The 26,776-nt window shown below is 37.0% G+C and carries 15 protein-coding genes; 4 read left to right on the forward strand and 11 right to left on the reverse strand.

Going from position 1 to position 26,776, the window contains the following annotated elements; genetic code table 11:
- Window positions 1-29: 29 nt before the first annotated feature.
- From G3A47_RS06230 to G3A47_RS06250, 5 genes are all read right to left on the reverse strand, one after another.
- On the reverse strand, window positions 30-665 hold the full coding sequence (locus G3A47_RS06230) for a hypothetical protein (RefSeq protein ID WP_166921321.1): 636 nt from the start codon (window positions 663-665) through the stop codon (window positions 30-32).
- Between the two features lie 6 nt (window positions 666-671).
- Entirely contained in the window at window positions 672-4,865 is a 4,194-nt protein-coding gene (locus G3A47_RS06235) for a DUF6443 domain-containing protein (protein WP_166921322.1), read from the reverse strand.
- 11 nt (window positions 4,866-4,876) lie between these two features.
- Window positions 4,877-8,101: a hypothetical protein gene (locus G3A47_RS06240; RefSeq protein ID WP_166921323.1), complete on the reverse strand. Its 3,225-nt coding sequence runs from the start codon at window positions 8,099-8,101 to the stop codon at window positions 4,877-4,879.
- A 521-nt stretch (window positions 8,102-8,622) separates the two neighbouring features.
- On the reverse strand, window positions 8,623-11,391 hold the full coding sequence (locus G3A47_RS06245) for a M4 family metallopeptidase (protein ID WP_166921324.1): 2,769 nt from the start codon (window positions 11,389-11,391) through the stop codon (window positions 8,623-8,625).
- 582 nt (window positions 11,392-11,973) lie between these two features.
- Window positions 11,974-14,739 carry a M4 family metallopeptidase gene (locus G3A47_RS06250; protein ID WP_166921325.1) on the reverse strand — a complete coding sequence of 922 codons (2,766 nt, stop codon included), beginning with the start codon at window positions 14,737-14,739 and terminating at the stop codon, window positions 11,974-11,976.
- A gap of 519 nt (window positions 14,740-15,258) precedes the next feature.
- On the opposite strand from G3A47_RS06250, the gene G3A47_RS06255 reads away from it, so the two are divergent.
- Together G3A47_RS06255 and G3A47_RS06260 are read left to right on the forward strand one after the other, a co-directional pair.
- The gene (locus G3A47_RS06255) at window positions 15,259-15,993 is read left to right on the forward strand and encodes a metallophosphoesterase family protein (protein WP_166921326.1); all 735 of its coding nucleotides are present in this window, start codon (window positions 15,259-15,261) and stop codon (window positions 15,991-15,993) included.
- A gap of 49 nt (window positions 15,994-16,042) precedes the next feature.
- Window positions 16,043-16,570, forward strand: coding sequence for a DUF6646 family protein (locus tag G3A47_RS06260; protein WP_166921327.1), 528 nt, complete (start codon window positions 16,043-16,045; stop codon window positions 16,568-16,570).
- Window positions 16,571-16,936: 366 nt separating this feature from the next.
- On the opposite strand, the gene G3A47_RS06265 is transcribed toward G3A47_RS06260, so the two are convergent.
- The 5 genes from G3A47_RS06265 to G3A47_RS06285 all read right to left on the reverse strand — a co-directional run bounded on the left by G3A47_RS06265 (window position 16,937) and on the right by G3A47_RS06285 (window position 22,697).
- Window positions 16,937-17,590, reverse strand: coding sequence for a 3-oxoacid CoA-transferase subunit B (locus G3A47_RS06265; RefSeq protein ID WP_166921328.1), 654 nt, complete (start codon window positions 17,588-17,590; stop codon window positions 16,937-16,939).
- Between the two features lie 104 nt (window positions 17,591-17,694).
- A complete protein-coding gene (locus G3A47_RS06270) occupies window positions 17,695-18,396 on the reverse strand; it encodes a CoA transferase subunit A (protein WP_166921329.1) in 702 nt (233 codons plus the stop codon).
- A gap of 166 nt (window positions 18,397-18,562) precedes the next feature.
- Window positions 18,563-20,866, reverse strand: a complete 2,304-nt coding sequence (locus G3A47_RS06275; RefSeq protein WP_166921330.1) for a penicillin-binding protein 1A — start codon at window positions 20,864-20,866, stop codon at window positions 18,563-18,565.
- A 12-nt stretch (window positions 20,867-20,878) separates the two neighbouring features.
- Window positions 20,879-21,358 carry a gliding motility lipoprotein GldH gene (locus tag G3A47_RS06280; RefSeq protein WP_166921331.1) on the reverse strand — a complete coding sequence of 160 codons (480 nt, stop codon included), beginning with the start codon at window positions 21,356-21,358 and terminating at the stop codon, window positions 20,879-20,881.
- The gene (locus G3A47_RS06285; protein WP_166921332.1) at window positions 21,342-22,697 is read right to left on the reverse strand and encodes a PSP1 domain-containing protein; all 1,356 of its coding nucleotides are present in this window, start codon (window positions 22,695-22,697) and stop codon (window positions 21,342-21,344) included. The genes G3A47_RS06280 and G3A47_RS06285 overlap by 17 nt, the downstream gene beginning before the upstream one ends.
- Before the next feature lie 308 nt (window positions 22,698-23,005).
- On the opposite strand from G3A47_RS06285, the gene G3A47_RS06290 reads away from it, so the two are divergent.
- Together G3A47_RS06290 and G3A47_RS06295 are read left to right on the forward strand one after the other, a co-directional pair.
- On the forward strand, window positions 23,006-24,319 hold the full coding sequence (locus tag G3A47_RS06290) for a hypothetical protein (protein WP_166921333.1): 1,314 nt from the start codon (window positions 23,006-23,008) through the stop codon (window positions 24,317-24,319).
- 19 nt (window positions 24,320-24,338) lie between these two features.
- Window positions 24,339-25,130 (forward strand): hypothetical protein, encoded by a 792-nt coding sequence (locus tag G3A47_RS06295; protein ID WP_166921334.1) that lies wholly within the window; start codon window positions 24,339-24,341, stop codon window positions 25,128-25,130.
- Window positions 25,131-25,236: 106 nt separating this feature from the next.
- Here G3A47_RS06295 and trhO read toward each other — a convergent pair whose 3' ends face one another.
- Window positions 25,237-26,604, reverse strand: a complete 1,368-nt coding sequence (trhO, locus tag G3A47_RS06300; RefSeq protein WP_166921335.1) for an oxygen-dependent tRNA uridine(34) hydroxylase TrhO — start codon at window positions 26,602-26,604, stop codon at window positions 25,237-25,239.
- Window positions 26,605-26,776 lie beyond the last annotated feature (172 nt).

Genomic DNA, 26,776 nt, shown 5'->3' on the forward strand with positions numbered 1-26,776 from the left:
GGCTTTTTGTTTTATTTACATGTGAAAACTTATTGAAGGACTATAGTATCTAAAACCTTGATGATATTTAGATATTCTTCCAAATAAAATCCGTCATAATCTTCTGTGTAATATTTCAAATATTTTGCTTTGAAAAATTCATAATCAGGATTATTAACAAGTTTAGCTAGTATTATTCCAAGGTTACCTTCATATTTTATCCCAGAAAAAATACTGTTTCCTTCTTTTACATTTATTGCTTTCTCAATTTCATTTATACTTTTATATTTCTCAAAAAATGGTATTGCGACTTCTTTAAAAAGCTTAAATATACCGTTGAAACAAGTCTCTACATCCTGAGATTTTATTAAATCAAAACGATATTCATTTCCATCATTAATGTAATTTTCAACTGTGATTCCAATTGTAGGTGTAGTTTTATGATATTTTGGTTCAAAATACGAGGCTTTATGATAAATATTTTCAATATTATCTATTCTAATAAGCATTCCCAAATTTATTTCCCAATCATCATCTCTCTCTAAAAAAATAAGTTGAAACTTAAACCAGCCGTCTTTATTTTTATGGATAAACTCATCGGCACTTTTCTTGAGTTTGTAATTGTATTGCGATAATTCACCTTCTAATTTAGAAAGTAATTTCTCTTTTATTTCGTAATTTCTCATATCTCTTTACTTAGGTCTTATAATATCTACTTTTGTTGGCGGTATTTTAGTACCTGCTGGGTAACCGTGAGCAGCTCCTTTATTTCCGACTACAGTACCGCCATGAGCTTCAATTGCAGGATAACCGACCTTTTGATTTTTTGTATTACCCGCAGTTTTTGATGATTTCGCATCTGTAAGCTTAATTTTACCATCTTTTTTACTCATGTTATCCAATCGGACATTTGGTGTTGTCCCACCTTTTCCATCGTTCGGACTTACGGTAATTTGCTCTCCAACATTTTCATGACCTTCTTCTTTCAGTTGTTTTGTCACTTCTTTTTCCCATTTTTTACCTTTCTCTGCGTTTTCTTTTATCGTTGATTTACCTTTTGTAGCATTAGAAAGTCTATTAAGTGCAGAAGCACCTCTAGCTATTGGAATCGTTGATAATATCATCGCTCCTTTTGCTTCTTTTGCTTCAGACATCTTTCTTGAATCTCCTGCATGGTCTTTAGTAGGAGCCATAGCTGGTTCGGATGCAAGTAGCATAATTGCTATTGGAATAAATGGACAAATTGGACATCTACCATCTGGGTCAGCAAAGCTTACAGGATTATCATAACCATATCCATAAGGATTTAGATTATCTGGATTGTAAATTCCTCCTCCAGTATCTATTTTTGTAACTATTGCTTCTAAAACTTCATCATCGTCGTCTTCGTCAACTTGGCTGTCATCAAAATTAAACTTCAAATCGTTTAATAGCGGGTCAGGATTAATCCATCTACCAATTGCTGGGTCGTAATTTCTCCAGCCATAGTCATAAAGTCCAAGTCCTAGCTCGTCTTGAAACTCTTTCCCGTTGTACTTATACTTATTGCTTGACGCCACAACTAGAGAATTATATCCTTTATGTTTCAACCCAAAAGGATAATAATTGTCTTCTTCAATAATTTCAAGAACGTTTGTTACTGGGTTTTTGGCATAGCTTACTCTAATATTCCCTAAATGGTCTTTGTACTGAAACACATACGAAAGCGCCCCGCTGGTATTCTTTACATACCCATCAGTTGTTGGAAAGAATTTTAAAATTGTATTCTCGTATTGGTAACCTCCCAAATAATCTGTTATTACCGCAGATTTCCCTGTCTCACTTACAATTTTCTGTACTTTTTGCCCCGCTGCATTGTAAATGTAAATAATATTTCCTGTGGTAGCAAAAGTAATTTTAGTTGGCAAATTTAACTGGTTATACGTAATTGCCGTAATGTTTTTGTTCTTATCGATAATCATATTACCGTTTACATCATACGTATAATCATCCCCGGTTTTGTTAAAATCGTTAAAACCACTGGTGTTGTTTGAGTTATCAACTACCTTAGAAAGTTGGTTGGAATTGGTCAGATACGTATAGCTCAGATTGTCGGTCTCTATGGTCTGTATCTGTGGATCCAGATCACCATTTCGTTTAAGGGAGAGGATGTTTCCGTTTTTATCGTAGGTTAAGTTTTCGTCGTAGGCATTGGTGGCCAGACCATTTTTCTCGTAAATAGCATTTTTTAATCGGTTTAGGTTATCATATTGATAGCTATAACCCCGTTCGATATTATCAGAACCCGTTTTCCAAAAGGTCTCGGCAATATTTCCGTTGTACAAGGCATCAACATCAGTGATACCGGTACTAACGATATTGTAATTGATCTTAAAGGCAAATAAATCTTTCGGATCGGTACTTTGCTGCAGGTTTGCTGTTTTGTTAATTTCGGTAAGCCAGCCTCTGACATTGTAATTAAAGTCTACCTTTTGCAGAGGAGCAGCTGCGCTGTTACCAATCTTTTTACTATTGAGTTGTCCTAAAGCATTATAGGAATTCTGAGCCAACAACTGAGTTGTCCCTCCAATCTGATGAGTATGGGTAAGCAAACGCTCCTGAGCAGTATACGTAAAATCTTCTCTTGTGGTATATAGTGTCCCACCAGAGGTACGTTTGTGTTTGGTTATGGTATAAACCGGTTTTCCGGTAAAATCCACTTTACTGTCGGTAGTGGTAGATCCTCCCAAATGGTTTAAAGTATAAGTACTTATTGGTATCGCTTTCGAATCGTAAAAAGTCGCATTTATTTCCGCCAGTATAGCCACAGCCGTTGTAGGGACTCTGGTCCAGCTGCCCGTAGGGAGTGTTTTTAGCTTAGTCAACACGGTCTGTCCTTCTATGCTGGTTGGTACTGCCGGAGCATTTGGAAAAACATAGTTATCGTAGTAATTAACAGTCAACAACTTAAAAGTTGTAGGTGCTATGGTATTAGTGTAATTAACCGCTATACCATCTATCGTTCCCGAAGTCTGTTTCTTCTCAAACAAAGTTGTAGCAGCATTTTGGGCATCCTGCAATGTTTTTCTAGCTGCAGAGGTAGTACTCACATTATTCCATCCTGTATACACCGGACGACCAAAAACATCGTATTTGGTAATGAGCCAGCCTGAGGTCGAAATATCCGTAAAAGGAGATAAAGCGGGACCTGTGGCTACAGGGCGGTCCAGTTTATCATACACAATAAATTCCCATTGTTTGCCCGGTAGTTTCTTTTCGGCCAGACGATTGCGGTAATCGTACTTGTATTGGTAACACAACCCGTTTAATACCTCAGCTGTAATAGCTCCATCTGCTTTTGGCGGAATCACATAGGTGAGATTTCCGTAGATATCGTATACGTAATAAGTATCGTGTTTTGTTCCGGATTCATAGGTTCTCTTTAAAACGACTCTGCCTTCTTTGTCTTTAAACTCTACGGTAGAGCCTGCAGTTTCGCTTGGAGTAGCGGCTGTGTTCTCATCGTAAGTAACGGTTTTGAGTAAGCTGTTCGCCGGATAATTTCCTGCATCAGAAAAAGTAGTGGCATACAAACCTGATGCAGTTTCCCAATTGGTTGAAGCTTTGTAAAGTTTCACTTCAGTGGCGGTGTTGGTCTGGTAACCAAATTTAATTTCATGACCACTATTCATGGCCCAGGAAGTTCCCGGTGCCGCCTGTTTTAAAACTCTGTTTAAAGGAGAAGATTCAAGCTGTTTTTCCGAAAAAGGGTTTGCCGTATTCTCATAAGCAGCCGTATTGTAAAAAGCGACTGTAGCGGCTTCTGCATTGCCCACAAGAGCCATATTAACAGTAGCAGCCTCATAAGGCAGATACTCTTTAACCTGCCTTCCAAAACCATCATAAGCGATATGGGTTACTATATCTTTTCCAAATGCCGATTGTTTGTTGGCAATTTGCTGTATTGGTCGTCCCAGTCCGTCAAAATAGGTAATATTGGTCTGCGCCTGATCGACAGTAGGGAATTCTATAGCGGTAGTTGTGGCTTCTTTATAGGTTTTGGTAATGATGTAGTTTTCATTAGAGGGTGCGAGTATGAGAGAACAATCCGGGTTTGTTCCTTTTAACAAAGGACAATTGTCGGTATTGTTTCGCACATAATTCCCTGCCGGAGTGGCACATTGGGTTACAAAAACTGCGGGATCACCCAGTCCATCAAGATCAGTATCAGCATACCATTTGGTGTTGGGGTGAATTGTATTATCGGCATCGTTACAATCGGTTTTATTGGTCACATAACCCGCCGGTTTTACGCTGTAAGAAACACTTATAGCTGCATTCCCAAAGGTATCATTGTCGGCATCCCTGTAAAAAGTCTGCGGAGCAATGTTGGTAATATTAGCTGTTGTATCGTTGTAATCGGAAGCATTACGCACATAACCTACGGGTTGCACGCACTGGATCAAGGTTGGAGTGGTGGCACCAAACCCGTCACCATCGGCATCTCTGTACCAGATTGTGGTGGGTTTTATAGCAACATCGGCATCATTACAATCGGTGTTGTTGTTGATATAACCGGCCGGTTTGATACAGCCTTTTATAGTTGTTGTTCCGGCACCAAATCCATCGCCATCAATATCCTGATACCACAGCGTATTGGGGTTTATAAGGGCATTGGTATCATCGCAATCATTATCGTTAGATACATAACCGCTTGGTTTAGTCGTTCTTAAAATGCTGTTGTTGGGATCTCCAAATCCATCACCGTCTTCATCGCCATACCAGGTATACATCCTGTCGTCCCCGCCACCACCCGGAGGAGCAGCCATAGGAGTAGCGCCTTTGTCCTGGGCATATCCTAAAGCAGCCCATACTATCAATACAAAACTAAATAGCTGTCTTTTCATCTTTTCTTTCCTTAGTTTTTATATTGATATTGATTCTCTGATACAATATTACCCAAATTGTCTTTCACCACTTTGAGTCGGTTAAAATCGTCGTATTCGTAAAAAGTCGTAAATCCTTTAGGGTCGGTGACCGTGCTTACTCCCACCAAAGGTTTATAGGTATAAGTCGTAATCATTGCATTGGGCAAATTGGCTCTAAAAGTATCATCGTTGGCAACATAGGCGGCAAGTGCCTGATCGTAAGTAGCATTTTCGACTTTGGCAATAGGCTTGGTTTTGTTGTAGCCCCAGATAATGGCTACGACTGTACCATTTTCTAAGGTGTACTGAAGAATATTGCCCTGATCGTCGTATTTGTCAAAAGTGATTTTTTTCTCTAAACTGGCTGGTGACTTAGCCGTATAAATGAATTTTGGCAACAATAGATTATTCGTTGTTGCCTCCTTTGCATACACCGTTTTTTGCTCAGATGTTTTAATTCCGGCTTTGTAGGTTTCTGTTTTTAGTTTGGTGTCCAGTCTGTTCTCTGCGATCATGGTCTGAACCAAAGGTTCAGCGGACATCGCTGGGTCTTGAGGATAATAAAATTTAGATTCCAGAGCCTCTCCCAAAGAAGATTTCGTGCTTTGTGAGGTCAGCTGAATGTGAGTGGGATTGTTGTACTGGTAGGTTGTAGTACTTTCTACCGGATTGAGTCCGTTAAGGTCGTAGTTTTTGGACACAGTAGATTCCAGATAAAACCAATAGCCTTTTGTTTTATATTCCATTATACTTAAATTCTCTACTGTCTGAGCATTAGGACATGTTTCATTATAGTCTTTTCGCACATTATATGATTTTACCTCTGTGTTGTAAGCTGGATCTACCTTATACTTGTTTTCTGTTTCCGCTATAACAATAAAAGGCATATTGGTCACTTTCTTCTGAAAAACCTGGGATTTTATCTCAAGTCCGTTATCCCAACCCAAATTGGTAAGAGGAGAGCTTTTAACAATAGTCCCGGTAAGAGATTGTCCAAAATTATCTCTGCGAATAACGAACTCTTTCATTTCTCCACCATTTTCAAAAGCATCCCCTCCTTCACTAACGGTAACATACTTGTAAAAACAATTGCTGCTACCAGTATCAAACAAAGATATCATGCTACTGGAACTCAATACAAGATTAGACAAGTCTCTATACGAGCATGCTACACCCAATCCACCATCTCCCGGAGGGCAAGGAATTCTTTGCATCGAAATATCTATATAAAGAGGTGTTCTGCCTTTATTTCCCGATGAGCGATTGATATCGTTTTTATCCCCATAATAATAGCGTTTATAAACAGGAACAGCAGCAGTAGCCGTAAAATCTTTGGTTGACTTAATTCGAACTCCACCGGTTGTTATATTGGTATTGGCGGTTGTAGAAGTGGTGGCATAATAATTAACATTTATACTTGCGGCAGTATAAAAACCATCTTTATAAAGCCAAAAATTATAAGTCTGACCTGCTTTTGCATCGAAAAAAAATCTATTGGTTACTCTTGGTGTAAATCTATAATCCGTATACTTCATTGTTAATCCGCGATCACTAATGGTATAAATCTCAAGGAATTCGTTTGGAGAAGTACTATTACTAACTTTTGCAGAGGCTATGTAATGGCCTGTATCGTCGGGGTATGGAAGCTCCTCACCATCAGGACCTAAAGGGGGTGCTGGGCCTTTTGCATAGGAAACATAACCCGTAAATTCTATTCTTTGATCAATAGGCGAAGTAAAAACACCTCCTTTTAAAATTTCATCGTGATCTTCCCGTACTCTTTTAAATTGTATAGTCGTTTTAGGAGGATAGGTCGTTTTTTCTCCCCAAAAGGTATTACTTTCATAATCAAATTCGGTATATCCTTTTGTTGGGTAAAAGATTCTCTTCAATAAACCAATTTGAGCAAAATTACCATCGGGTTCTTTATCCGCACCACCATAATTTATATCATTTAAATCGTATTCCTGTATGTTTTTTGGAACTAAATTTATATTTCCTTTTCCGTTATAATATCCCCAATGATCCTGACTGTAGGATAGTCTTTTGGGAAATTCGTTTGGACTGGTATATTCAAATTTGTAATTTTTAGTAGGATCCCGAAAGATAATCTCCTGCAGAAAAACTCTTTGGTTTGTCGTCATCAGGTAATTGAACTTAACTTTCTCAATAGTTTCATTAGCAGTCGCAAACAAGGTTATATTTTCTATTTTGTTATTTCCGTCTATATCTGCGTACATTGTCGGAGCATAGTAGCTAAAAGTAATATACCCGTCTGTAGGGTTATTACTGGATATTTTAGTAACTCTTTTCCCCAATACCGTCATATCCGAATCGGTGATTCCGCTAAGTGTTGGTAGCGTAGAATACACCGCATTATTACAGGTAAATTGCATCTGGGGATACGACATCATCATTGACTGAGACTGAGAAGCAACATACTCCATGTAGTAATCTTCGTAGCTAAGATTAATTTCAGAGCCATTCGGGTGTATCATTTTACTTAAATACCAAGCGGTTACACTAGCGCCTATTACAGAATGGCCTGATCCCGAACTTCTGAAAGTAGTTGTTTCTTTCTCCGTAAAAAAGTATTTAATCCCCTTGGTATCCGTGAGTAAAAAATCGGCATTATTGGTTCCTGTTCTTTCAATTTTAATCTTCTGATTGTTGACTAAAACAGGTTGTTTGTTTTTATCATAAACAAACTTTCCGGAGTTTCCATTGAAATTAAAAGAATACAAATCGTTTTCTGTATCGGCACTCTCCTGACCAGCGGCTTTATAAAATGCTACCCTTTGTGCTTCTGTTGCTCCCGCTAAATCATCTGGCGGATAAAGACGTAATGTGGTCTCATCATTTTTATCTCTCACCGTACGGGTAATTACCCCTCCGAAATTAAGATTCCATCCCAGCCCCACATTAGAGGAGACTTCATCTACTTTTATTCCGTTTGAGCCATAAAAAAGCGATATCGAAGATTCTAAATCCTTCGTTTTAAAACTAAGCAGCGGGATCGAAAGGTTTGCTGCCCCGGTAAAGAGTCCAACAGGAACATTACCAAATTTCCCCAGCTCTCCCGCTGTTGGTGACGGTGGGGTTATATTGGGCAAAAACTTACCTTCATCAGACTGTGCAACAGCTTGCAAAGCGGTAAAAAGGAGCAACAAAAAAAACAAAGAGTTCAATCGGTTGTTAAGATAAAATGTATTCATGCTGTTTTAATTAGTTTAATTTTATAAAAGTGGCCCTGTCCAAACAAAATCATACTTAGTTATACATTGTATTTAGCTCAAAAAGAGCATTGATATGTTTTTAACAATCAGTTTTTTTTCCAAAACACTTTTCGAAACTATACAAAAGGTACATTAATAGAAGTAACGAAAAAGTACTTTTTTCATAAATGTTTGGTTTAAATTTATTTTTAATGCCTTTGGTCTGCGAATCTAATTAACTCATCGGTTAAATCATTACGTCTTTCCACATTCCTATGAATTAAATTTTTAAGTACTTTCAATATATAATAAGACAAGAGCAAAGGGCAAAGGCCTTCACCGGAAATAACCTAAAATCAACGCGCAGAAAAAAAAATAAACAACCGATTATTTTAATACTATATTTCGTGTTTAAAAAATTCCGAAGAAAATAAATAAAGAAAAACATTGTTTCAAATTCATATAGCCACAAAAAAAAGCTTCGCAATTGCGAAGCTTTTAATCACCTTAAAAAACAGAAATTATTTCTTAATGAACTTTTTAGTAACTCTTTTTTGACCGCTGTTCAATTCGATAACATAGATGCCGGCATTTAATTTACTTACATCAATCGGATTATCGGATAATTGACCTGAGCCAACCTGTTGTCCTAAACTATTGATAATTTTAAAAGTAGAACCGCTTTTCCCTAATGAAGAAATATTTAATTCCTTATCTGCAGGATTCGGATATAGTGCAAATTCAGAACTTACTGTAGTTGCATCTCCAATCAATTCATTAATTGCAACTGGTCCTGAGGCTGTAATGTTTACAGAATAATCTTCAACCTGTCCATAAGAGAACGTCTCACAAGCCGTTGGAATTCCGTTGTATTTCATCGAAACTCTCAATCTGGTTGTTCCCAAAGTTGCCGTTGCCGGAATTGTAATGGATCCTGTAACAGGAGTTGTTTTAGAAGTGGCTTTTGTCCATACTGTTTCTCCTGCATCAGAGAAATCCCCATCCTGATTGTAATCAATAAACACTGCATAACCTTCTGTATAAACTGTAGAAGTCCATGATGGTGTAATGGTGATCGTATAAGCTGTTCCCTGAGTAGCATTAGTAGAAATCGCTGTTAAGTTTTCGTAACCCGCAGTTCCTGTAGAAGTATTATTAATGGTACCAAATACAACTTTACCGATTCTTTCATCAGCAGTATTGTTTCCTTTAGAGGCGCAATAAGTTACAGTACCGGCTAATGTAGTAACGTTTACCGTATTACTGGCCGGAGAAACATTTCCTGCCGCATCTTTGGCTTTTACAGAAAAAGTATAAGCCGTTAGCGCTGTAAGTCCGGTTACGGTATAACTTGTTGTGGTACTACTTCCTTTTAGCGTAGCTCCTTGATAGATATCATATCCCGTAACGGCAACATTATCTGTAGCCGCTGTCCAGGTTAAGTTGGTTGTTGATCCTGTTGTTCCTGAAGCTGCCAAAGAAGTTGGTGCTGTAGGAGCAATCGTATCTCCCGATCCCACATAAGCTGCTCCAACCCCAACCGCATAAAACGCATTTGTTGTTGCAATCACCTCTGCAGAACCTGCTCCGTATAAATCAATAGCCGATTGAATCCCTGAAGTTCTTGCATTTGCAAAAGTAGAGTTCGCAGTTAAATAAACACTTTCTAAACGATACGCAATTTTTGCAGCCTTATCTATGGTTATTCCGGTCACATTGTAAACACTTCCGATATCATTTGTTCCTGATTTACCTACAGCAAGGATATAAAACCAGTGGTTTAATACACCCGAATTGGTATGCACCCCACAATAATCATTACTGTTACTTGGTGTACAGTTCACGTTTTTCCAGTAAGTTCCACCATATGTATCCGGCTGTCCTTCAGAATTTGGATCACTCATTGAACGCAAAGCGGCATGTCCCGATCTTCTTTCAATATCTTCTCCAACCAACCAGGTTCCTTTTGTAGGTGCAGCACGATATTCGATACAAGCTCCCCAGATATCAGAGAAACCTTCGTTCATAGCCCCCGATTCTTTTTGATAAGCCAAATTAGCCGTGTAGGTACAAACGGCATGACCAATTTCGTGACCCGCAACGTCCATAGCTGTCAATATATCAAATCCTCCTGTTCCTGTACCATCACCGTACGTCATAACACTTCCGTTCCAGAATGCATTATTATTGTCAGGATAACCGGCAGCAACCAGATTATAATGTACATAACTTTTAATTTTTGCTCCGGCATTATCAAAACTATTTCTTCCATGAACGAGTGAAAAGTAATCATAAGTCATCTCAGCGCCCCAATGTGCATCAAGAGCACCATTGTCTTTGTTTGCATTATTGTACTCAGCCGCTGTCCAGTTATTATCAGCGTCTGTAAAATTGGTTGTCGGATAACTCGCCGTTCTTGCAGAATTGTAAGTCTGGATTCCGTTACCACGTGTTCCGTCAAGTAAGATATACGAAGATCCGCTTAAGGTAGTCTCAATAGTTTGTGTCCCGCTGTAACGTGTTGCCGCATTGGCAGAAACTGTCGCCATTTTTGAATTTGAACTTGTCGCTTTTACAGCCCCTTTTGATTTTCCATGGCTATGTTCACCAAGGTGTTTTATTGTTGCGTTGTAAAACAAAGCCTGTCCGGTTACTGCATCGATATACAGATCACCACGACTTAGCGGATTTGTCGCATAAATGTCAAATTTATAGGCCAGACGAACTTTATCTGTAGTTCTTTCTACCCCCTGATTTTCCATATCCGGTAAGAAAACCAACTCTCCTTTTGGCTTTTTGTAGTCCATTGCGGCTGCATCCTGTGGAGAATCCCACAAATACTTTTTTGCACCGGTATGTGCAACTGCTCTGTTAAAAGCTTCCTGTGCAGAAAGTGACGGTTTAATTTTTGCATTTACAATTTTGTAAAATTCACCATTCATAGATTGCAGTTTTCCATTTTTAGAGTGTAAAGTATAATTAGCAAATTCTACTTTAATTCCTTGTTCGTACAACTGAAATTTTTCGTGTGTGAAACCCTCCCGATCTGATTCGGTTTTAATTTTAGCAAAAGACTGGTTGTCTTTTAATGCCAATTGCTCTTTAAATACTTTCTCATAATCAGAACCAGTATAGGTCGATTTTTCGTTGAAAGTGATTAAACTAGGTTCGCCGTTTTCAGATAAACTTTTCTGACTGATTCTTTTATCTGTCTCCTGAGCGACTGCAGATAATGAAAAAGAAAACGCAACAACGGTCGTTGCTACAACTTTGGGTAAAATACTTTTCATAAGCAAATTTTAATTTTGGTTAGTTAAATTTGGTTAAAAATCCATAAATAAAACATGTAAGTAAATACTTTATTTATTTAATAAAAATATATAAATTTTGTTAATTAAACGATGAATTTTGCGTTTTATCGATAAAATACAACACTTTTACAAATAAAAACACCTAAAACCAACAAGAAATCCCAGCATTAACAATACCTTACAGAATAATTACATATTCATTTGAAAACTAACAATTTATAAAAAATAACACCTTTTTTCATCTATTTTAATGTAAGAAAACCAAAATAAGTCCTTTTCAAGTGATTTTTTGGATTAAAAAAGTCGAGGCTTGCCCCAAAATTTCCATTTTGTAAAACAAATCTTAAAATTAAGACTCTGAAACCACGATGATTTAAAACCGTTTTTTTTCAATTTAAAACATGCTGAAACAAAAACAACAACCCGAAGGTTGTTGTTTCTTATACTATAATATGATAAAATTCCTTGATTAAAAACTGCAAGTGCAAAATAGAATAATTAACCACCAACACAGCTGGCATTACTCACTTGCGAAGCTTTTAACCCTCTTAAAAACAGAAATTATTTTTTAATAAACTTTTTAGTAATTCTTTCTTGACCGTTGTTCCATTCGATAACATAGATGCCGGCATTTAATTTACTTACATCGATCGGATTATCAGACAATTGACCAGAGTCAACCTGTTGTCCTAAAGCATTTGTAATTTTAAAAGCAGATCCCTTTTCTCCTAATGAAGAAACATTTAGTTCCTTATCAGTCGGATTCGGATACAGTGCAAATTCAGAACTTATCGTAGTTGCATCTTCAATCAATTCACTACTAGCAATAGGTCCTGCGACAGCTGTAATGTTTACAGAATAATCTTCAACTTGCCCATAAATAAAAGTCTCACAAGAAGTTGGGATTGCATTGTATTTCATAGAAACTCTCAATCTGGTTGTTCCTAAAGTTGCCGTTGCAGGAATTGTAATGGGTCCTGATATAAGATTCAATATAGAAAGGTTTTTCCCTATCATTTCTCCCGCATCAGAAAAATCTCCATTTTGATTGTAATCAATAAACATAGCGTAACCTGCGGTATAAAGTACAGAAGTCCGTACTGGTGTGATGCTGATGGTATAAGTACTTCCCTGAGTAACATCGGTAGAAATCGCTGTTAAGTTTTCGTAACCCGCTGTTCCGGTAGAAGTATTATTAATAGTGCCAAATACAACTTTACCAATTTTTATATCAGCGGCGTCGTTTCCTGTAGAGGCACAATATGTCGCAGCTAATGTAGTAACGTTTACCATATTACTGGCTGCAGAAGCATTTCCCGCTGCATCTCTGGCTTTTACAGAAAAAGTGTAAGCCTTTAACGCTAGAAGTCCGGTTACAGTATAACTTGTTGCGGTAGTTGTTCCTTTTAGCCTAGTTCCTTCATAAATTTCATATTCGGTAACGGCAACATTATCTGTAGCAGCGGTCCAGGTTAAGCTGGCTGTAGATCCTGTTGTTCCTAAAGCTGCCAAAGAAGTTGGTGCTGTAGGAGCAATCGTATCTCCCGATCCCACATACGCTGCTCCAACCCCAACTGCATAAAACGCATTTGTTGTTGCAATCACCTCCGCAGAACCCTCTCCGTACAAATCAATAGCGGATTGAATTCCGTAAGTTCTTGCATTTGCAAAAGTAGAGTTGGCTGTTAAATAAATACTTTCTAAACGATAAGCGATTTTTTCCGCTTTATCTATGGTTATTCCGGCCACATTATAAACACTTCCAATATCATTAGTCCCTGATTTCCCAACAGCAAGAATATAAAACCAGTGATTTAATACGCCCGAATTGGTGTGTACCCCACAATAATCATTACTGTAGCTTGGTGTACCACAATTTATGTTCTTCCAATTGATTCCTCCATACGTATCCGGTTGTCCTGCAGATTTTGGATCACTCATTGAACGCAAAGCGGTATAGCCTGGTCTTCTTTCAATATCTTCGCCAATTAACCATATGCCTTTTGATCGCCCCGCATGATATTCAACACAAGCTCCCCAGATATCAGAGAAACCTTCATTCATCGCACCCGATTCTCTCTGATAGGCCAAAGCAGCCGTATTAGCACAAACAGCATGACCAACTTCATGAGCCGTAATGTCAAGAGAAGTCAATATATCAAGCCCTCCAGCTCCTGAACCATCCCCATAAATCATAACATTTCCGTCCCAGAATGCGTTATTATTGTCAGCCTTACCTGCAGCAATCAGGTTAAAATGCACATAACTATTAAGTTTTGCTCCGGCATCATCGTAACTATTTCTTCCGTGAACAGCTGACCAGTAATCGTAAGTCATTTCAACACCCCAATGGGCATCAAGCGCTCCATTGTCTTTGTTTATATTATCGTATTCAATTGCTGTCCAGTTATTATCCGCATCTGTAAAATTGGTAACTGGAAAAGTCGCCGTTCTGGCAGAGTTATACGTCTGGATTCCTTTGCCGCGTGTTCTGTCAAGCAAGATATAAGCCCCCCCACTTAAGGTGGTCTCAATAGTTTGTGTCCCGCTGTAACGTGTCGCCGCATTACCAGAGACAACCGCCATTTTTGAACTTGAACTTTTCGTTTTTACAGCTCCTTTTGATTTTCCATGGCTATGTTCACCAAGGTGTTTTATTGTTGCATTATAAAATAAAGCTTGTCCGGTTACCGCATCGATATAAAGATCACCACGACTTAGCGGATTTGTTGCATAAATGTCAAATTTATAGGCAAGACGAACTTTATCTGTAGTTCTTTCTACCCCCTGATTTTCCATATCCGGCAAGAAAACCAACTCTCCTTCTGGTTTCTTATAATCCATTACAGCAGCATCCTGCGGAGAATCCCACAAATACTCTTTTGCTCCGATATGCGCAACTGCTCTGTTAAAAGCTTCCTTCGCAGAAAGGGTCGGTTTACTTTTTGCATTTACAATTTTATAAAACTCACCATTCATCACTTCCAATTTTCCATTTTTGGAATGCAATGTATAATTGGCAAATTCTACTTTAATTCCCTGTTCGTACAACTGAAATTTCTCATGTGTGTAACCTTCGCGATCTGATTCGGTTTTAACTTTTGCAAAAGACTGATTGTCCTTCAATGCTAATTGTTCTTTAAATACTTTCTCATAATTATAACTTTTATAAGTTGACTTCTCATTGAAAGTAATTAAACTTGGCGCTCCGTTTTCAGATAAACTTTTCTGACTGATACTTTTATCTGTCTCCTGAGCCACTGCAGATAATGAAAATGAAAATACGACAACAGTTGTTGCCATAACTTTGGGTAAAATACTTCTCATAAGCACATTTTGAGTTTGGTTATTTGAATTTGGTTAAAAATCTATAAACAAAATATGTAAGCAAATACTTTGTTTACCTAATAAAAATACACAAGCAGTGTTAATTAAATCATAAATTTTTATTTTTATTACCAAAACAAAATTATTTAACAGTATGAAAAATCAAAAAAACCCAGCAAAACTAACTCCTTAAGGCATAATTACATAATTTGCTAAAAATCAAATATTTGTAAAAATTTACGTACTTTGTCAGGTATTTATACGTAAGAAAAATAAACAATTCCATTTTTTCGCACATTTTTTAGCATAAAAACCCTTCATTTTTATTTCACACCTAGTTTACATGCGATAAAACCTACAAATGAATTTCAAAACAGGTCTATTTCTAAGAAATATTAGCAAAACCTCATAGCATTTTTATGCCCGATTTAAAAATAAGTTTTAAAGAAAATTATTCCTCCTACTGATGATTATCGGTTTATCTTCTTTATTTTTGTTCTTTTACCCAAAGAGAATAAAATGCGAACATTTGTTATTGGTGACATACACGGAGGTTTACTTGCACTTGAACAGGTGCTGAGCAAAGCCAAGGTTACTCAAAATGATACTCTTATATTTTTAGGCGATTATGTAGATGGCTGGAGTCATTCCACTCAGGTAATCGATTTTTTAATTGACCTTAAAAAGAAACAAAAATGCATCTGCATTAGAGGCAATCATGATCAGCTGGCATTAGACTGGCTGGAAAACAGACATGAAGATTTTGATGAAGAAATGTGGTATAAACATGGTGGAAAAGCTACTGTTGAAGGATATGCCATTCTTTCTGAAGAACAAAAACAGGAGCATATCGCTTTTTTAGCATCACTGCAGGATTTTTATCTCGATGCTGAAAACCGTTTGTTTATACATGCCGGATATACCAATCTAAGTGGCGTGACCTATGAATTTTTCTCCAAATTATTCTATTGGGACAGGACACTTTGGGAAACCGCACTATCACTAGATCCAAATTTAAAACCCGACGATTTATACTACCCTAAACGATTAACCGTTTACAAAGAAGTATACATCGGTCATACACCCGTGACCCGAATTGGAGAAACCGTTCCGGTACAAAGAGCCTGTGTATGGAACATTGATACAGGTGCCGCCTTCAAAGGCTCCCTGACAATAATGGATGTTGACACCAAGGAATTCTGGCAAAGTGATCCGTTAAACGAACTGTATTCTAACGAAAAGGGTAGGAATTAATTTTGTAAAAGGCTATTTTTGCACTTTAAAATAATTAATATATAAATTTATGAAAAAGGTAATTACACTTTTGTTTCTGGTAACATTTGGAATCACTCAGGCACAACAGGCATTTAAAGGAAAAGGCGATGTAAAAGTTAATGTTGGTGCTAATTTACAAAATGGTGGTTCTGGAATTCAGGGTTCTGTAGATTTTGGATTGGGAGAGAATTTCTCATTTGGTTTTGTTGCTAATTATTTATTGGGAGTAGACAACTTTACAGGATTTTACCATAACAATACAAAATTATACAACGATTCAAAACCGGATTTCGCAGATCGTTTTGATGCTAAAGCAAGAATCAACGCTAACTTATCAAGTGTAATTGGTGTAGAGCAATTAGACGTTTATCCTGGACTAAGTTTAGGTTTACATAATTTTGGAGGTCATGTTGGAGGACGTTATTTCTTCACGGACGGATTTGGAGTATTTACAGAAATTGGATTTCCTATTGCAAAATACGGTAATAACAATGATCCGTTTTACAACTTAAATAACCAGACTACTTTTAGTTTAGGAGCTTCTTTTAATCTGTAAGTTTTTTTTAACCGCTAAGTGCGCAAAGAGTTACGCAAGGGGCGCAAAGATTTTTATTGAGCTCCCGTGTTTGTTTCTCGCAAAGTCGCAAAAGCGCAAAGTCTTATATTTCTAAAACAAAGAAACCGTCCAATTGGACGGTTTCTTTGTTTATTATGTATAAAAACTATTACTAACGCAACTTCAAAAGATTTTTTTTACACGCAGATTTTGCAGATTTATTCGATTTTTTTTCATAACCACATAACAAAAACATCAGCTTAATCTGCAAAATCTGCGTGTAAAAAACTTTACGATTCCTTGCTTTTGCGGGAAATAAAAACGCTTCGTATAAAATCTTTGCGCCCCTCGCGGTTAAAACCCAAACTAAATCGCCATTTCGGGAATATCTCCCTCGATGATCAATTCTGCTTCGGTTGAAGCAATGATACGCTCCACAGAGACACCTGGCGCGCGTTCTAAGAGCTTAAAACCATTTGGAGTTACTTCGAGAACCGCGAGCTCTGTAACCACCTTTTTAACGCATCCTACGCCCGTTAATGGCAAAGTACATTTTTTTAAGATTTTAGACTCTCCGGCTTTGTTCACATGCATCATGGCAACAATGATATTCTCGGCAGAAGCTACCAAGTCCATAGCGCCTCCCATACCTTTTACCATCTTGCCCGGAATTTTCCAATTAGCAATATCTCCGTTCTCAGAAACTTCCATCGCTCCTAAAATAGTTAAATCAACTTTTTGGCTGCGAATCATTCCAAAACTAAAAGCCGAATCAAAGAAACTTGCTCCCGGTAGTGTTGTAATCGTTTGTTTTCCTGCATTGATAATATCAGCATCTTCCTCTCCTGCAAAAGGAAAAGGCCCCATACCCAGCACTCCGTTTTCACTCTGAAACTCAACTGCAATATCTTCTCTGACATAATTGGCAACCAAAGTCGGAATCCCGATACCAAGATTGACAAAATACCTGTCTTTTACTTCTTTAGCAATTCGCTTCGCTATATCTTCTTTTGTTAACATATCTCTTAAATGTGTCAATTTGTTAATGTGTCAATTAGAAAATGCATCAATTAGATAATGGCATACCTTCATTTAATTAATTATCCCATTTTCTAATTATCTAATTACCCTCTTTGTCTCACTGTTCTCTGCTCGATTCTCTTTTCAAATTTCTCTCCCTGAAAGATGCGTTGGACCATAATTCCCGGAATGTGAATTTGATTTGGATCTAAAGTCCCCACTGGAACTAGCTCTTCAACCTCTGCAATGGTAATTTTTCCGGCACCGGCCATACAGGCATTAAAGTTTCTGGCTGTTCCTTTGAAGATCAGATTTCCGGCTTCGTCACCTTTCCAGGCTTTTACAATAGAAAAATCAGCTTTGAAAGCCTCTTCCATGATATGCATTTTACCATTGAACTCACGAACTTCTTTTCCTTCCGCTACTTCTGTTCCATAACCGGCAGGTGTAAAAAAAGCAGGGATTCCGGCTTGTGCTGCACGAGAACGCTCTGCAAGAGTTCCTTGTGGGATAAGCTCTACGTCTAATTCACCCGAAAGCATCTGACGTTCGAACTCTGCATTTTCTCCAACATAAGAGGAAATCATTTTTTTGATTTGCTTTTTCTGCAAAAGCAATCCTAAGCCAAAATCATCAACTCCTGCATTGTTTGAAATACAGGTTAAATCAGAAATTGTGGTATCAACCAAAGCGGCGATCGTATTTTCAGGGATACCGCAAAGACCGAAACCACCAAACATAATTGTCATGCTGCTCTCGATTCCTTTTATCGCTTCCTGAACATTATTTACTTTTTTTGTAATCATAATAATTAGTCTTTTATTGACAAATAATTTTGATAAAAATACTATTTTCAAATCATATTATATCGATTTCGTAAAAAAATAAAACCACAGAACAAAAAAAATCCTTTTGTAATCTTTCCGGTTTGGAAAGCACAAAAGGATCTTTTTATTTTAAGAAAAAACCGGATTACAATTCGAATTCCTCCGTGTTTTGTTCTGTTTGTGTAGTATCTTTTACTTTTGGAGCGCTATAACAATCTACTTTTATAGAAAGATTGGCCGGGCGTTCAAAATCAGATTTAGAAACCTGCAATGTCGGATCAGCGTAACAAAGTTTCATAAAATAACCCCAAACAGGCAATGCAGCTGTCGCTCCTTGTCCATAAGTCAGACTTTTAAAACGTGCCGAACGGTCTTCACAACCTACCCAAACTCCTGTTACTAAGTTTGGAACCATTCCCATAAACCAACCATCAGACTGATTTTGCGTTGTTCCGGTTTTACCCGCAATGGCATTTCTGAACATGTATGGGTAACCTGTCCAACGGTTATCACCACTTCCACCTCCTTCTGTACGCAAACGTGCACCAGAACCGGTTTCGGTAACCCCTTGAAGCAATTTGATTACGGCAAAAGCAATATCTTTATTTAAAACATCGTGTGATTCCGGAATCGGCTCATAAATAACCTCTCCGCTTTTATTTTCAATACGACTTAAGAATTGTGGTTTTACATAAACTCCCTGATTGGCAAATGTGCTGTAAGCAGCAACCATATCTTCAACTGTAATATCTACCGCTCCTAAGGCGATTGAAGGCTGTACAGGAATCTCTGTTTTTACCCCCAGTTTCTTTGTCAATTCTACAACTGCTTCCGGTCCGGTTCTGTCAATTAGTTTTGCAGAAACCGTATTGATAGAATTTGCTAAACCTTGTTTTAAGGTAACCATTCCACGGTATCTGTTGTCTGAGTTTCTTGGTTCCCAGTCTGCAGTCACGTGATGACGACCTTTATGAATCATAAATGGTCCATCAAGAATAGAATCACAAGGAGACATATTTAATTGCTCAATAGCGGTAGCATAAACAAAAGGTTTAAAAGTAGACCCAACTTGTCTCGCTCCCTGTCCTACGTGATCGTATTGGAAATATTTATAATTAATTCCACCAACCCATGCTTTAATATTTCCGGTTTGAGGCTCCATCGCCATTACCCCGGCTTGCAAGAAATGCTTGTAATAACGAATAGAATCCAGCGGAGTCATGATCGTATCACGCTCCCCTTTCCAGGTAAATACGCGCATTTTTGTTTTTACTTTGAATGAGCTGATAATATCCTCATCACTTTTATCCAACTCTTTCAGCAACGCCCAACGTGTTGAATTCTTCATGGCCTGCATCATAATTCGATCTGTTTCGGCCTGTGTAATATTTAAAAAAGGCGCATTTTTATTGTTTTTCATATCAATAAAAAACTGCTCCTGAAGGTTTTTCATATGTGCCGAAACTGCCTCTTCCGCATATTGTTGCATTCTGGAATCAATAGTCGTGTAAATTTTCAAACCATCTTTGTAAATATCATAATCTGATCCGTCCGGTTTTTTATTATCAGCAACCCATTTCTTCATATAATCACGAAGATATTCTCTAAAATAAGTAGCCGTTCCTTCGCGGTGACTTTCCAGTTTAAATTTTAATGCAATTGGTAAAGCCTGCAATCTTACCTTTTCTGCAGAAGAAATCATCTTTGCTTTTTCCATCTGAGAAAGCACCACATTACGACGATTCTTTACTCCTTCCGGGTTTCTAACCGGATTGTAAAGCCCTGAGTTTTTGAACATTCCGACCAAAATAGCCGACTCGTCCATCGTTAAATCTTTAGGGTCTTTAGAAAAATAGGTTTGTGCCGCAGAACTTACTCCAACCGAATAATTTCCAAAGTCATAAACGTTACAATACATTGCCAAAATTTCGTTTTTGGTATATTGTCTTTCCAGACGAATGGCGATAATCCACTCTTTTATTTTTTGTACTATCCTGAAAGGCAAAAACTTAGACCCTTCACCATGAAACAATTGTTTAGCCAATTGTTGTGTTAATGTACTTGCCCCACCGTTTGTTCCTAAACTAAAAACGGCTCTTAAAGTTCCGCGTCCGTCAATCCCGGAGTGCTCATAAAAACGAGCATCTTCGGTAGCCACTAAAGCTTCTACCAAACTTTTTGGCAAATCAGAGTACTTAAGCTGTGATCTGTTGGTTTTAAAATACTTACCGATCACCACTCCGTCAGACGAAATGATTTCTGTCGCCAGATTAGAATCGGGATTCTCTAAATCTTCAAAAGAAGGCATTGAACCAAATAACCCCCATGAAGCAAATAGGAAAAAAGCCAAAACACCTAATAAACTATAAGCAAAAACTCGCCAGAATTTCTTTTTATAGTAGTTAATGTCCTTAGTGTTGTTGGTTGAATTGTTTTTTTTAGTAGCCATAAATATATTCGTCTAATCTTTTTGTTCTATTCTAAAACCTACGTCTGTAATACCTTCTAAAGCCTGAACTCCAGGGATTTTACCCGATTCTCTAACCGCTTGTTTGATATGTACTTTGTATTTTCCTCTAAACTTTACATCCTCTTTGTAGTACAGTTTACTTTCTTTTATGTCCGTAAAACCGTTTCCTAACAAACTCCCGTCCGGATTTGCCATTTGATACTCTAAGGTATCCACTTTTGTGAATCCGCTTGGGGTTTCTATAGCGACAATTAAAAACAAATTATTGAAAGGATAATTGTTATTGTCTCTCAAATTTACAAACAGATTGTATTTTTTGGTTGAATCTAAAACCGGTAAATCGAAGGTAACTACACTGTCTTTATGCCATGCACTACCAACAGATTTATACTCATCAAATACTCTTTTTTTATCACAGGAAAAAAGAAGAATGGCAACCAAAAGTAGAATCCCGCTATTTTTTATTCTCATTTTTAGTAATAATTATAGGTTTTCTTGGCTCAGCAGGTTTACCATCATTCGATTTGGGCTTATTCGACTGATTTGACCTATTATTGTTATTTGGCTTATTCCCTCTGTTTTGGTTTCCACCCGCTGGCTTAACGTTTTTATTATTGTTATTATTGTTGTTATTCCCTTGCTTTGGTTTCTCAGGAGTTGCAACAACGGCATTCTCAGCATTTGGTTTACGTTTTCGAGCCGGCTTTTTCTTTCTTTTAGGCTGATCAAAGCGCGTTAAACTTTCCTGACCCATTGCGTTATTGAAATCCTTTTCAGGCTCCTGCGTTACTTCAATTGCAAAATCTTCAAGCGAAGACACTTTATTTTTCTGTTTGTTCTCGGCAATAATTTCTTTAACCTGATCAATTTTTAAAACATGCCAGTTTGCAAAATTATTTGTGTAAGCAAACCACATTAACCCTTTAAAAATATCTTGTTTCTGGCAGATAGCATCCCCTTTTTCGGTTACTAATTTAGTATCGTAATCCGGAAAATCCTTCAATGCATCCATATAAGTATCTAACTCATAGTTCAGACAGCATTTTAACTTACCACATTGTCCTGCCAGTTTTTGAGGATTTAACGAAAGTTGCTGATATCGCGCTGCCGCTGTATTTACACTTCTAAAATCTGTTAACCAGGTCGAACAGCAAAGCTCTCTTCCGCAAGAACCAATCCCACCTAAACGAGCTGCTTCCTGACGGAAACCAACTTGTTTCATCTCGACTCTTGTACTGAATTCTTTGGCAAAATCTTTAATCAAAAGTCTAAAATCAACTCTGTCGTTTGCCGTGTAGTAAAAAGTAGCTTTTGATCCGTCACCCTGAAACTCAATATCCGAAATTTTCATCTCCAATTTGTGCTGAATTGCCAATTCACGAGCACGAACCTTCATTGGTTCCTCACGTTCACGTGCTACTGACCAAATATCAATATCTTTCTGAGATGCTTTTCTATAAATTTTTGGAACTTCGTTACTACTCGGATTAACTCCTTTTTTCTTCATTTGAATTTTTACCAATTCTCCTGTCAAAGTAACAATTCCGATATCGTGACCCGGCGATGCAACAGTAGCTACAATATCGCCCATACTTAAAGTTAATTTCTCTGAATTTCTAAAAAATTCCTTACGTCCGTTTTTAAAACGAACCTCAACACAATCAAAAATCGCTTCTCCATTAGACGGACTCATGTTTGCGAGCCAATCAAAAACCGTCAATTTATTGCAGCTATCGGTGCCGCAAGTCCCATTATTTTTACAACCTTTTGGCGCACCGCCATCTGAGGTTGAACAACTTGTACATGCCATAATTATATATGTAGTGTTGCACAAAAGCAACTTAAGTTCATAAACATTCGATCGGTAAAGATAGTATTTTTTTTAGTTTGCTTTTTATCGATTAAGACTAAAGGCTTGTTAAATCAACAAATAGTTCTTTTTTAAGCAAAAAGACTTTATTTGACAAATAAAAGGCCAATATCTCCACAATTCAGCCCCCGATTATAAAGACTTTTCTTTACAATTTTATTTCTAAAACTTCAAATAGTATTTTTTTTCTTATAAAAAATATTCTAAATACTTTCGCGCAAAATCTATTTAGTTTTAATAAAAATAATATGTTACAAAAACACACCTTTAAAGTGCTGGCAATCGCCATTTTGAGTAGTCTAATCGTTTCCTGCTCCCACAATGATGATTACACCAGTATTGAAAAACAAGAATCAACCTTATTAACTCGTTCGCAAGAATGGTTAAATGCGAAACATGTTGTAAACAACAATGATGTAAAATGGAATTCCGCCACTTTCTATCAGCGAAATACAGGATCTTCTTTTGCAGCTATAATTCCGGTGGAATCTTCTACTGATCTTCAATTGCAAAAAATAGTTCTGGAGATCAACAATTACAATATCACCGGAAAATTATGGTCTTTTAATTTCAAAGAAGCACAAACCTTATCTGAACTACAATCGGTATCAACACACAAAATACTGGAATCTTTTACCGGTGAATTAAAAATCACTGATCTAGAAACCATGGAGACCCGAAAAGAGATCTACAAACAAGGAAAAGCAAACAATAACATTCTTTTTTCAAAAACAGCGGGAGCGGGAGTTTGCAATAATTGCCACTCTGCAGGAGATGAAGGAGCAATTAAACTAAAAGAAGTAGTCGTAACCGGTCCCGGAGGAAGTCCATGGCCAAATCCGATCACAAACCCAACATTCCCTCCGACAGGACCAATTTTTGGCGGTGGCGGTATTTCAGCCCCTTCTCCAAAACAAATTATCGATGCGCTTACCGGAAAAGCAAAATGTCTTAATGCCTTATTAGAAAAAAACGGTAACGCTTCTACACAAAAACTGTTGGCTAATTTTAAAGGAAAATCTGAATTTGATATCAGAATCGGATCTAAAGACAAAGTTTTATCCAACACTACAAATCAGGAAATTAACGGGGAGACTTCCTATACTCCCGGTGATAATTTTATAACCATTGAAATCAGTACTTCCCGCGCAGATCAAAACGGAGCACTTGAAACTACAAGAGTTATTCTTCATGAATACATACATGCTGATATTCTAAGAAAATTGTACACCTTAACCGGCACAAAGGCAGAAAGAGAAGATTTCAAAACTTTGTATGATCTTTACGGAAGCCAACACGGAACGATGGCTGCACTATACTTGCAAACGATGAAAGAAGCACTGAAAGAATTTCATAAAAACCAACTGCCTAATGATTATAAGGCATACAAAGACTATTTCGGAGAAGAACCTAGCGATGCCTTTTATGAAGCCATGTCATGGGGAGGCCTAAAAGACAGTAATGTTAAGGAATGGAACAATCTCTCACCGGCTAAAAAAGCAGAAATCGAAAATCTTGCCAGTAGAACCCGCATGTTAAGCAAATCCGTACCTTGCCAATAAAATTTAAACGTTTATCAGCATGAAAAGATATTTATCAATTCTATTATTCTGTTTCTTCTCCACAATTGCCCTAAAAGCTCAGGAAAAGGACACGCTTTTTTTTGCTATAGATAAATACTATACGATATCGCCTACGATCACTGCAAATATGTCAAAAATAACCTATTCGCAGTTACAAGAAGCACACAAAGAACAGATGAAACACACCAAGACAAATGGGTATATCTATTTTGTTGGTGATGGTTATCTGACAAAAAATCTAAAACCCCGAAAAGTATATTCTCTAAAAGACTATATAGAAAACAGAAAATTCTATTTTGACGGAGTCTCTAATAAAATAGTGGATAAATGGAAGTTAAAAGATTCGTTAACCAACAAATACACTATATTTTTTGTTAGTGGCACTGAATTTATACAGCCACGAGTATTAGAATATCGTTCTTATTACCCAATTCGAAATAAAGAGGAAAGAATCTATAACAAAGTAAAAGATACTCTTTATTTCAATATGGACACTAAATACATCCGAACACATGCTCAAATTCCTAATCATATTTATTTGAATGACAGCAGTGGGGCAAATAATGGCAGCTTCTTTTTCAAAACAATTGAATTTGCAAACCATTTAAAACCCAAAGAAATACGGTCTCTTGAAAAATTTGTTCAGACATCCAGGTTTTATAATAAAGACAAAACGCAAAAACTAAATGACTATGAACTTGCAGAATATCTTAATAATTATGTTGTCTTTTTAGTTGACGACACCAAAAAAGAATGTATTCGGGTAGAATCGGGTTTTGAAATCGAGTAATTACAAACTAATAAGGCCACTTCAAAAGAAGTGGCCTTTTTTCATATAGCTAAGCGTAGACAGTAAAGTCTTCTTCACTAATAATCTTTCCTAAGCAAGTCTACTATTAGTTCAAAACTTTATAGATCTTATCTGATAATCTTATTCTAAATGGCAATTGAAATGTACAGTTATCACCCGAAACAGCTTTTTCTGATTCAATACCATTAACAAACATCTTTTCAATTACCACTTTTTGCTCTCCGGTTGTTGAACCTTTGATTAAAACAGTATCTCCAATTTTGATTTCGTTTTCTTCAATTAAAAACTGACCAATAGAAGGTTTAGGGAAAAAGTGAGTTCCTTTTCCGATATATTGTTTCTTTATTTTTGGCTGTTTTTTAGTAACTGTTTTAGTTTTCACCAAGTCAGTAAGGTTAGGAACAGCTGCCAACGGATCTAAATTGTTTTTGAAAGTCAAAACAGCTGATTTCCCTTTTTTGAAAATCATATTTCCGTTTTTGATTCCTCTTCTGATTGCTTTTTGTTCTTCTTCCGGTAAGTGAATTACGGAAACGCAATCGGTAGAACAGCAACCTTCCATTGCCTGAGCACATTCTTCACACTGAATAAAAAGTAAGTGACAACCTTCATTCGCGCAATTCGTATGTACATCGCAAGGTTTTCCGCATTGGTGACATTGCGAAACAATATCGTCTGTAATTCTTTCACCCAAACGATGGTCAAACACGAAGTTTTTACCAATGAATTTACTTTCTAAACCTTCTTCTGCAATTTGTTTGGCATAATTAATTATCCCTCCTTCTAATTGATAAACGTTTTTAAACCCTTGATGCTTAAAATAAGCACTGGCTTTCTCGCAACGAATTCCACCTGTGCAATACATTACAAGTTTTTTGTCTTCTTTATGATTTTGAAGCTGTTCATTGATTATCGGCAAACTCTCTCTAAAAGTTTCAACATCAGGAGTAATAGCCCCTTTAAAATATCCAACTTCGCTTTCATAATGATTTCTAAAATCGACTACAATAGTATTTGGATCTTCAAGAATGTCATTAAACTCTTTAGCTTTTAAATGAACACCTATATTGGTAACATCAAAAGTACTGTCATTAAGACCGTCTGCAACAATTTTTTCCCGAACTTTGATCGTTAATTTTAAAAAAGAATGATCGTCGTGTTCAACCGCTTCGTTCAATCGTATGCCTTTCATAAAATCGTAAACTTCCAGAGTTGCTCTAAAAGCTTCCAAATTTTCAGCCGGAATACTCATTTGAGCATTTATTCCTTCTGTAGCAACGTAAATACGGCCAAGCGCATCGAGTGCGTTCCATGCTACAAATAAATCATCGCGAAATTTTTTAGGGTCTTGAATTTTGGCATACGCATAGAAAGACAACGTTAATCGTTGTTTACCGGCATCATCAATCATGATGGCTCTTTCTTCTGCGCTCAAAGTGTTATACAGTTGCATGCTATAAACAGATTTAAGTTGAGAAATAAATATTATAACGAACTCCTATTTTGAATTCGGTTGCAAAGGTAGAACTTTATTTACAATTTTAAAATCCTTGTTTCTCTCTTATCTTAAAATTAAGAGAAACCAGCAAAAATACCGAAATATAAACCTCAAAAAATCAAAGACT

Source organism: Flavobacterium poyangense (assembly GCF_011751075.1).
In the GTDB taxonomy this organism is placed as follows: domain Bacteria; phylum Bacteroidota; class Bacteroidia; order Flavobacteriales; family Flavobacteriaceae; genus Flavobacterium; species Flavobacterium poyangense.

Bases quoted from the DNA above. Each gene is read 5' to 3' on its own strand.
- G3A47_RS06230 (WP_166921321.1), bottom strand. From the start codon at position 665: ATGAGAAATTACGAAATAAAAGAGAAATTACTTTCTAAATTAGAAGGT.
- G3A47_RS06235 (WP_166921322.1), bottom strand. From the start codon at position 4,865: ATGAAAAGACAGCTATTTAGTTTTGTATTGATAGTATGGGCTGCTTTA.
- G3A47_RS06240 (WP_166921323.1), bottom strand. From the start codon at position 8,101: ATGAATACATTTTATCTTAACAACCGATTGAACTCTTTGTTTTTTTTG.
- G3A47_RS06245 (WP_166921324.1), bottom strand. From the start codon at position 11,391: ATGAAAAGTATTTTACCCAAAGTTGTAGCAACGACCGTTGTTGCGTTT.
- G3A47_RS06250 (WP_166921325.1), bottom strand. From the start codon at position 14,739: ATGAGAAGTATTTTACCCAAAGTTATGGCAACAACTGTTGTCGTATTT.
- G3A47_RS06255 (WP_166921326.1), top strand. From the start codon at position 15,259: ATGCGAACATTTGTTATTGGTGACATACACGGAGGTTTACTTGCACTT.
- G3A47_RS06260 (WP_166921327.1), top strand. From the start codon at position 16,043: ATGAAAAAGGTAATTACACTTTTGTTTCTGGTAACATTTGGAATCACT.
- G3A47_RS06265 (WP_166921328.1), bottom strand. From the start codon at position 17,590: ATGTTAACAAAAGAAGATATAGCGAAGCGAATTGCTAAAGAAGTAAAA.
- G3A47_RS06270 (WP_166921329.1), bottom strand. From the start codon at position 18,396: ATGATTACAAAAAAAGTAAATAATGTTCAGGAAGCGATAAAAGGAATC.
- G3A47_RS06275 (WP_166921330.1), bottom strand. From the start codon at position 20,866: ATGGCTACTAAAAAAAACAATTCAACCAACAACACTAAGGACATTAAC.
- G3A47_RS06280 (WP_166921331.1), bottom strand. From the start codon at position 21,358: ATGAGAATAAAAAATAGCGGGATTCTACTTTTGGTTGCCATTCTTCTT.
- G3A47_RS06285 (WP_166921332.1), bottom strand. From the start codon at position 22,697: ATGGCATGTACAAGTTGTTCAACCTCAGATGGCGGTGCGCCAAAAGGT.
- G3A47_RS06290 (WP_166921333.1), top strand. From the start codon at position 23,006: ATGTTACAAAAACACACCTTTAAAGTGCTGGCAATCGCCATTTTGAGT.
- G3A47_RS06295 (WP_166921334.1), top strand. From the start codon at position 24,339: ATGAAAAGATATTTATCAATTCTATTATTCTGTTTCTTCTCCACAATT.
- trhO (WP_166921335.1), bottom strand. From the start codon at position 26,604: ATGCAACTGTATAACACTTTGAGCGCAGAAGAAAGAGCCATCATGATT.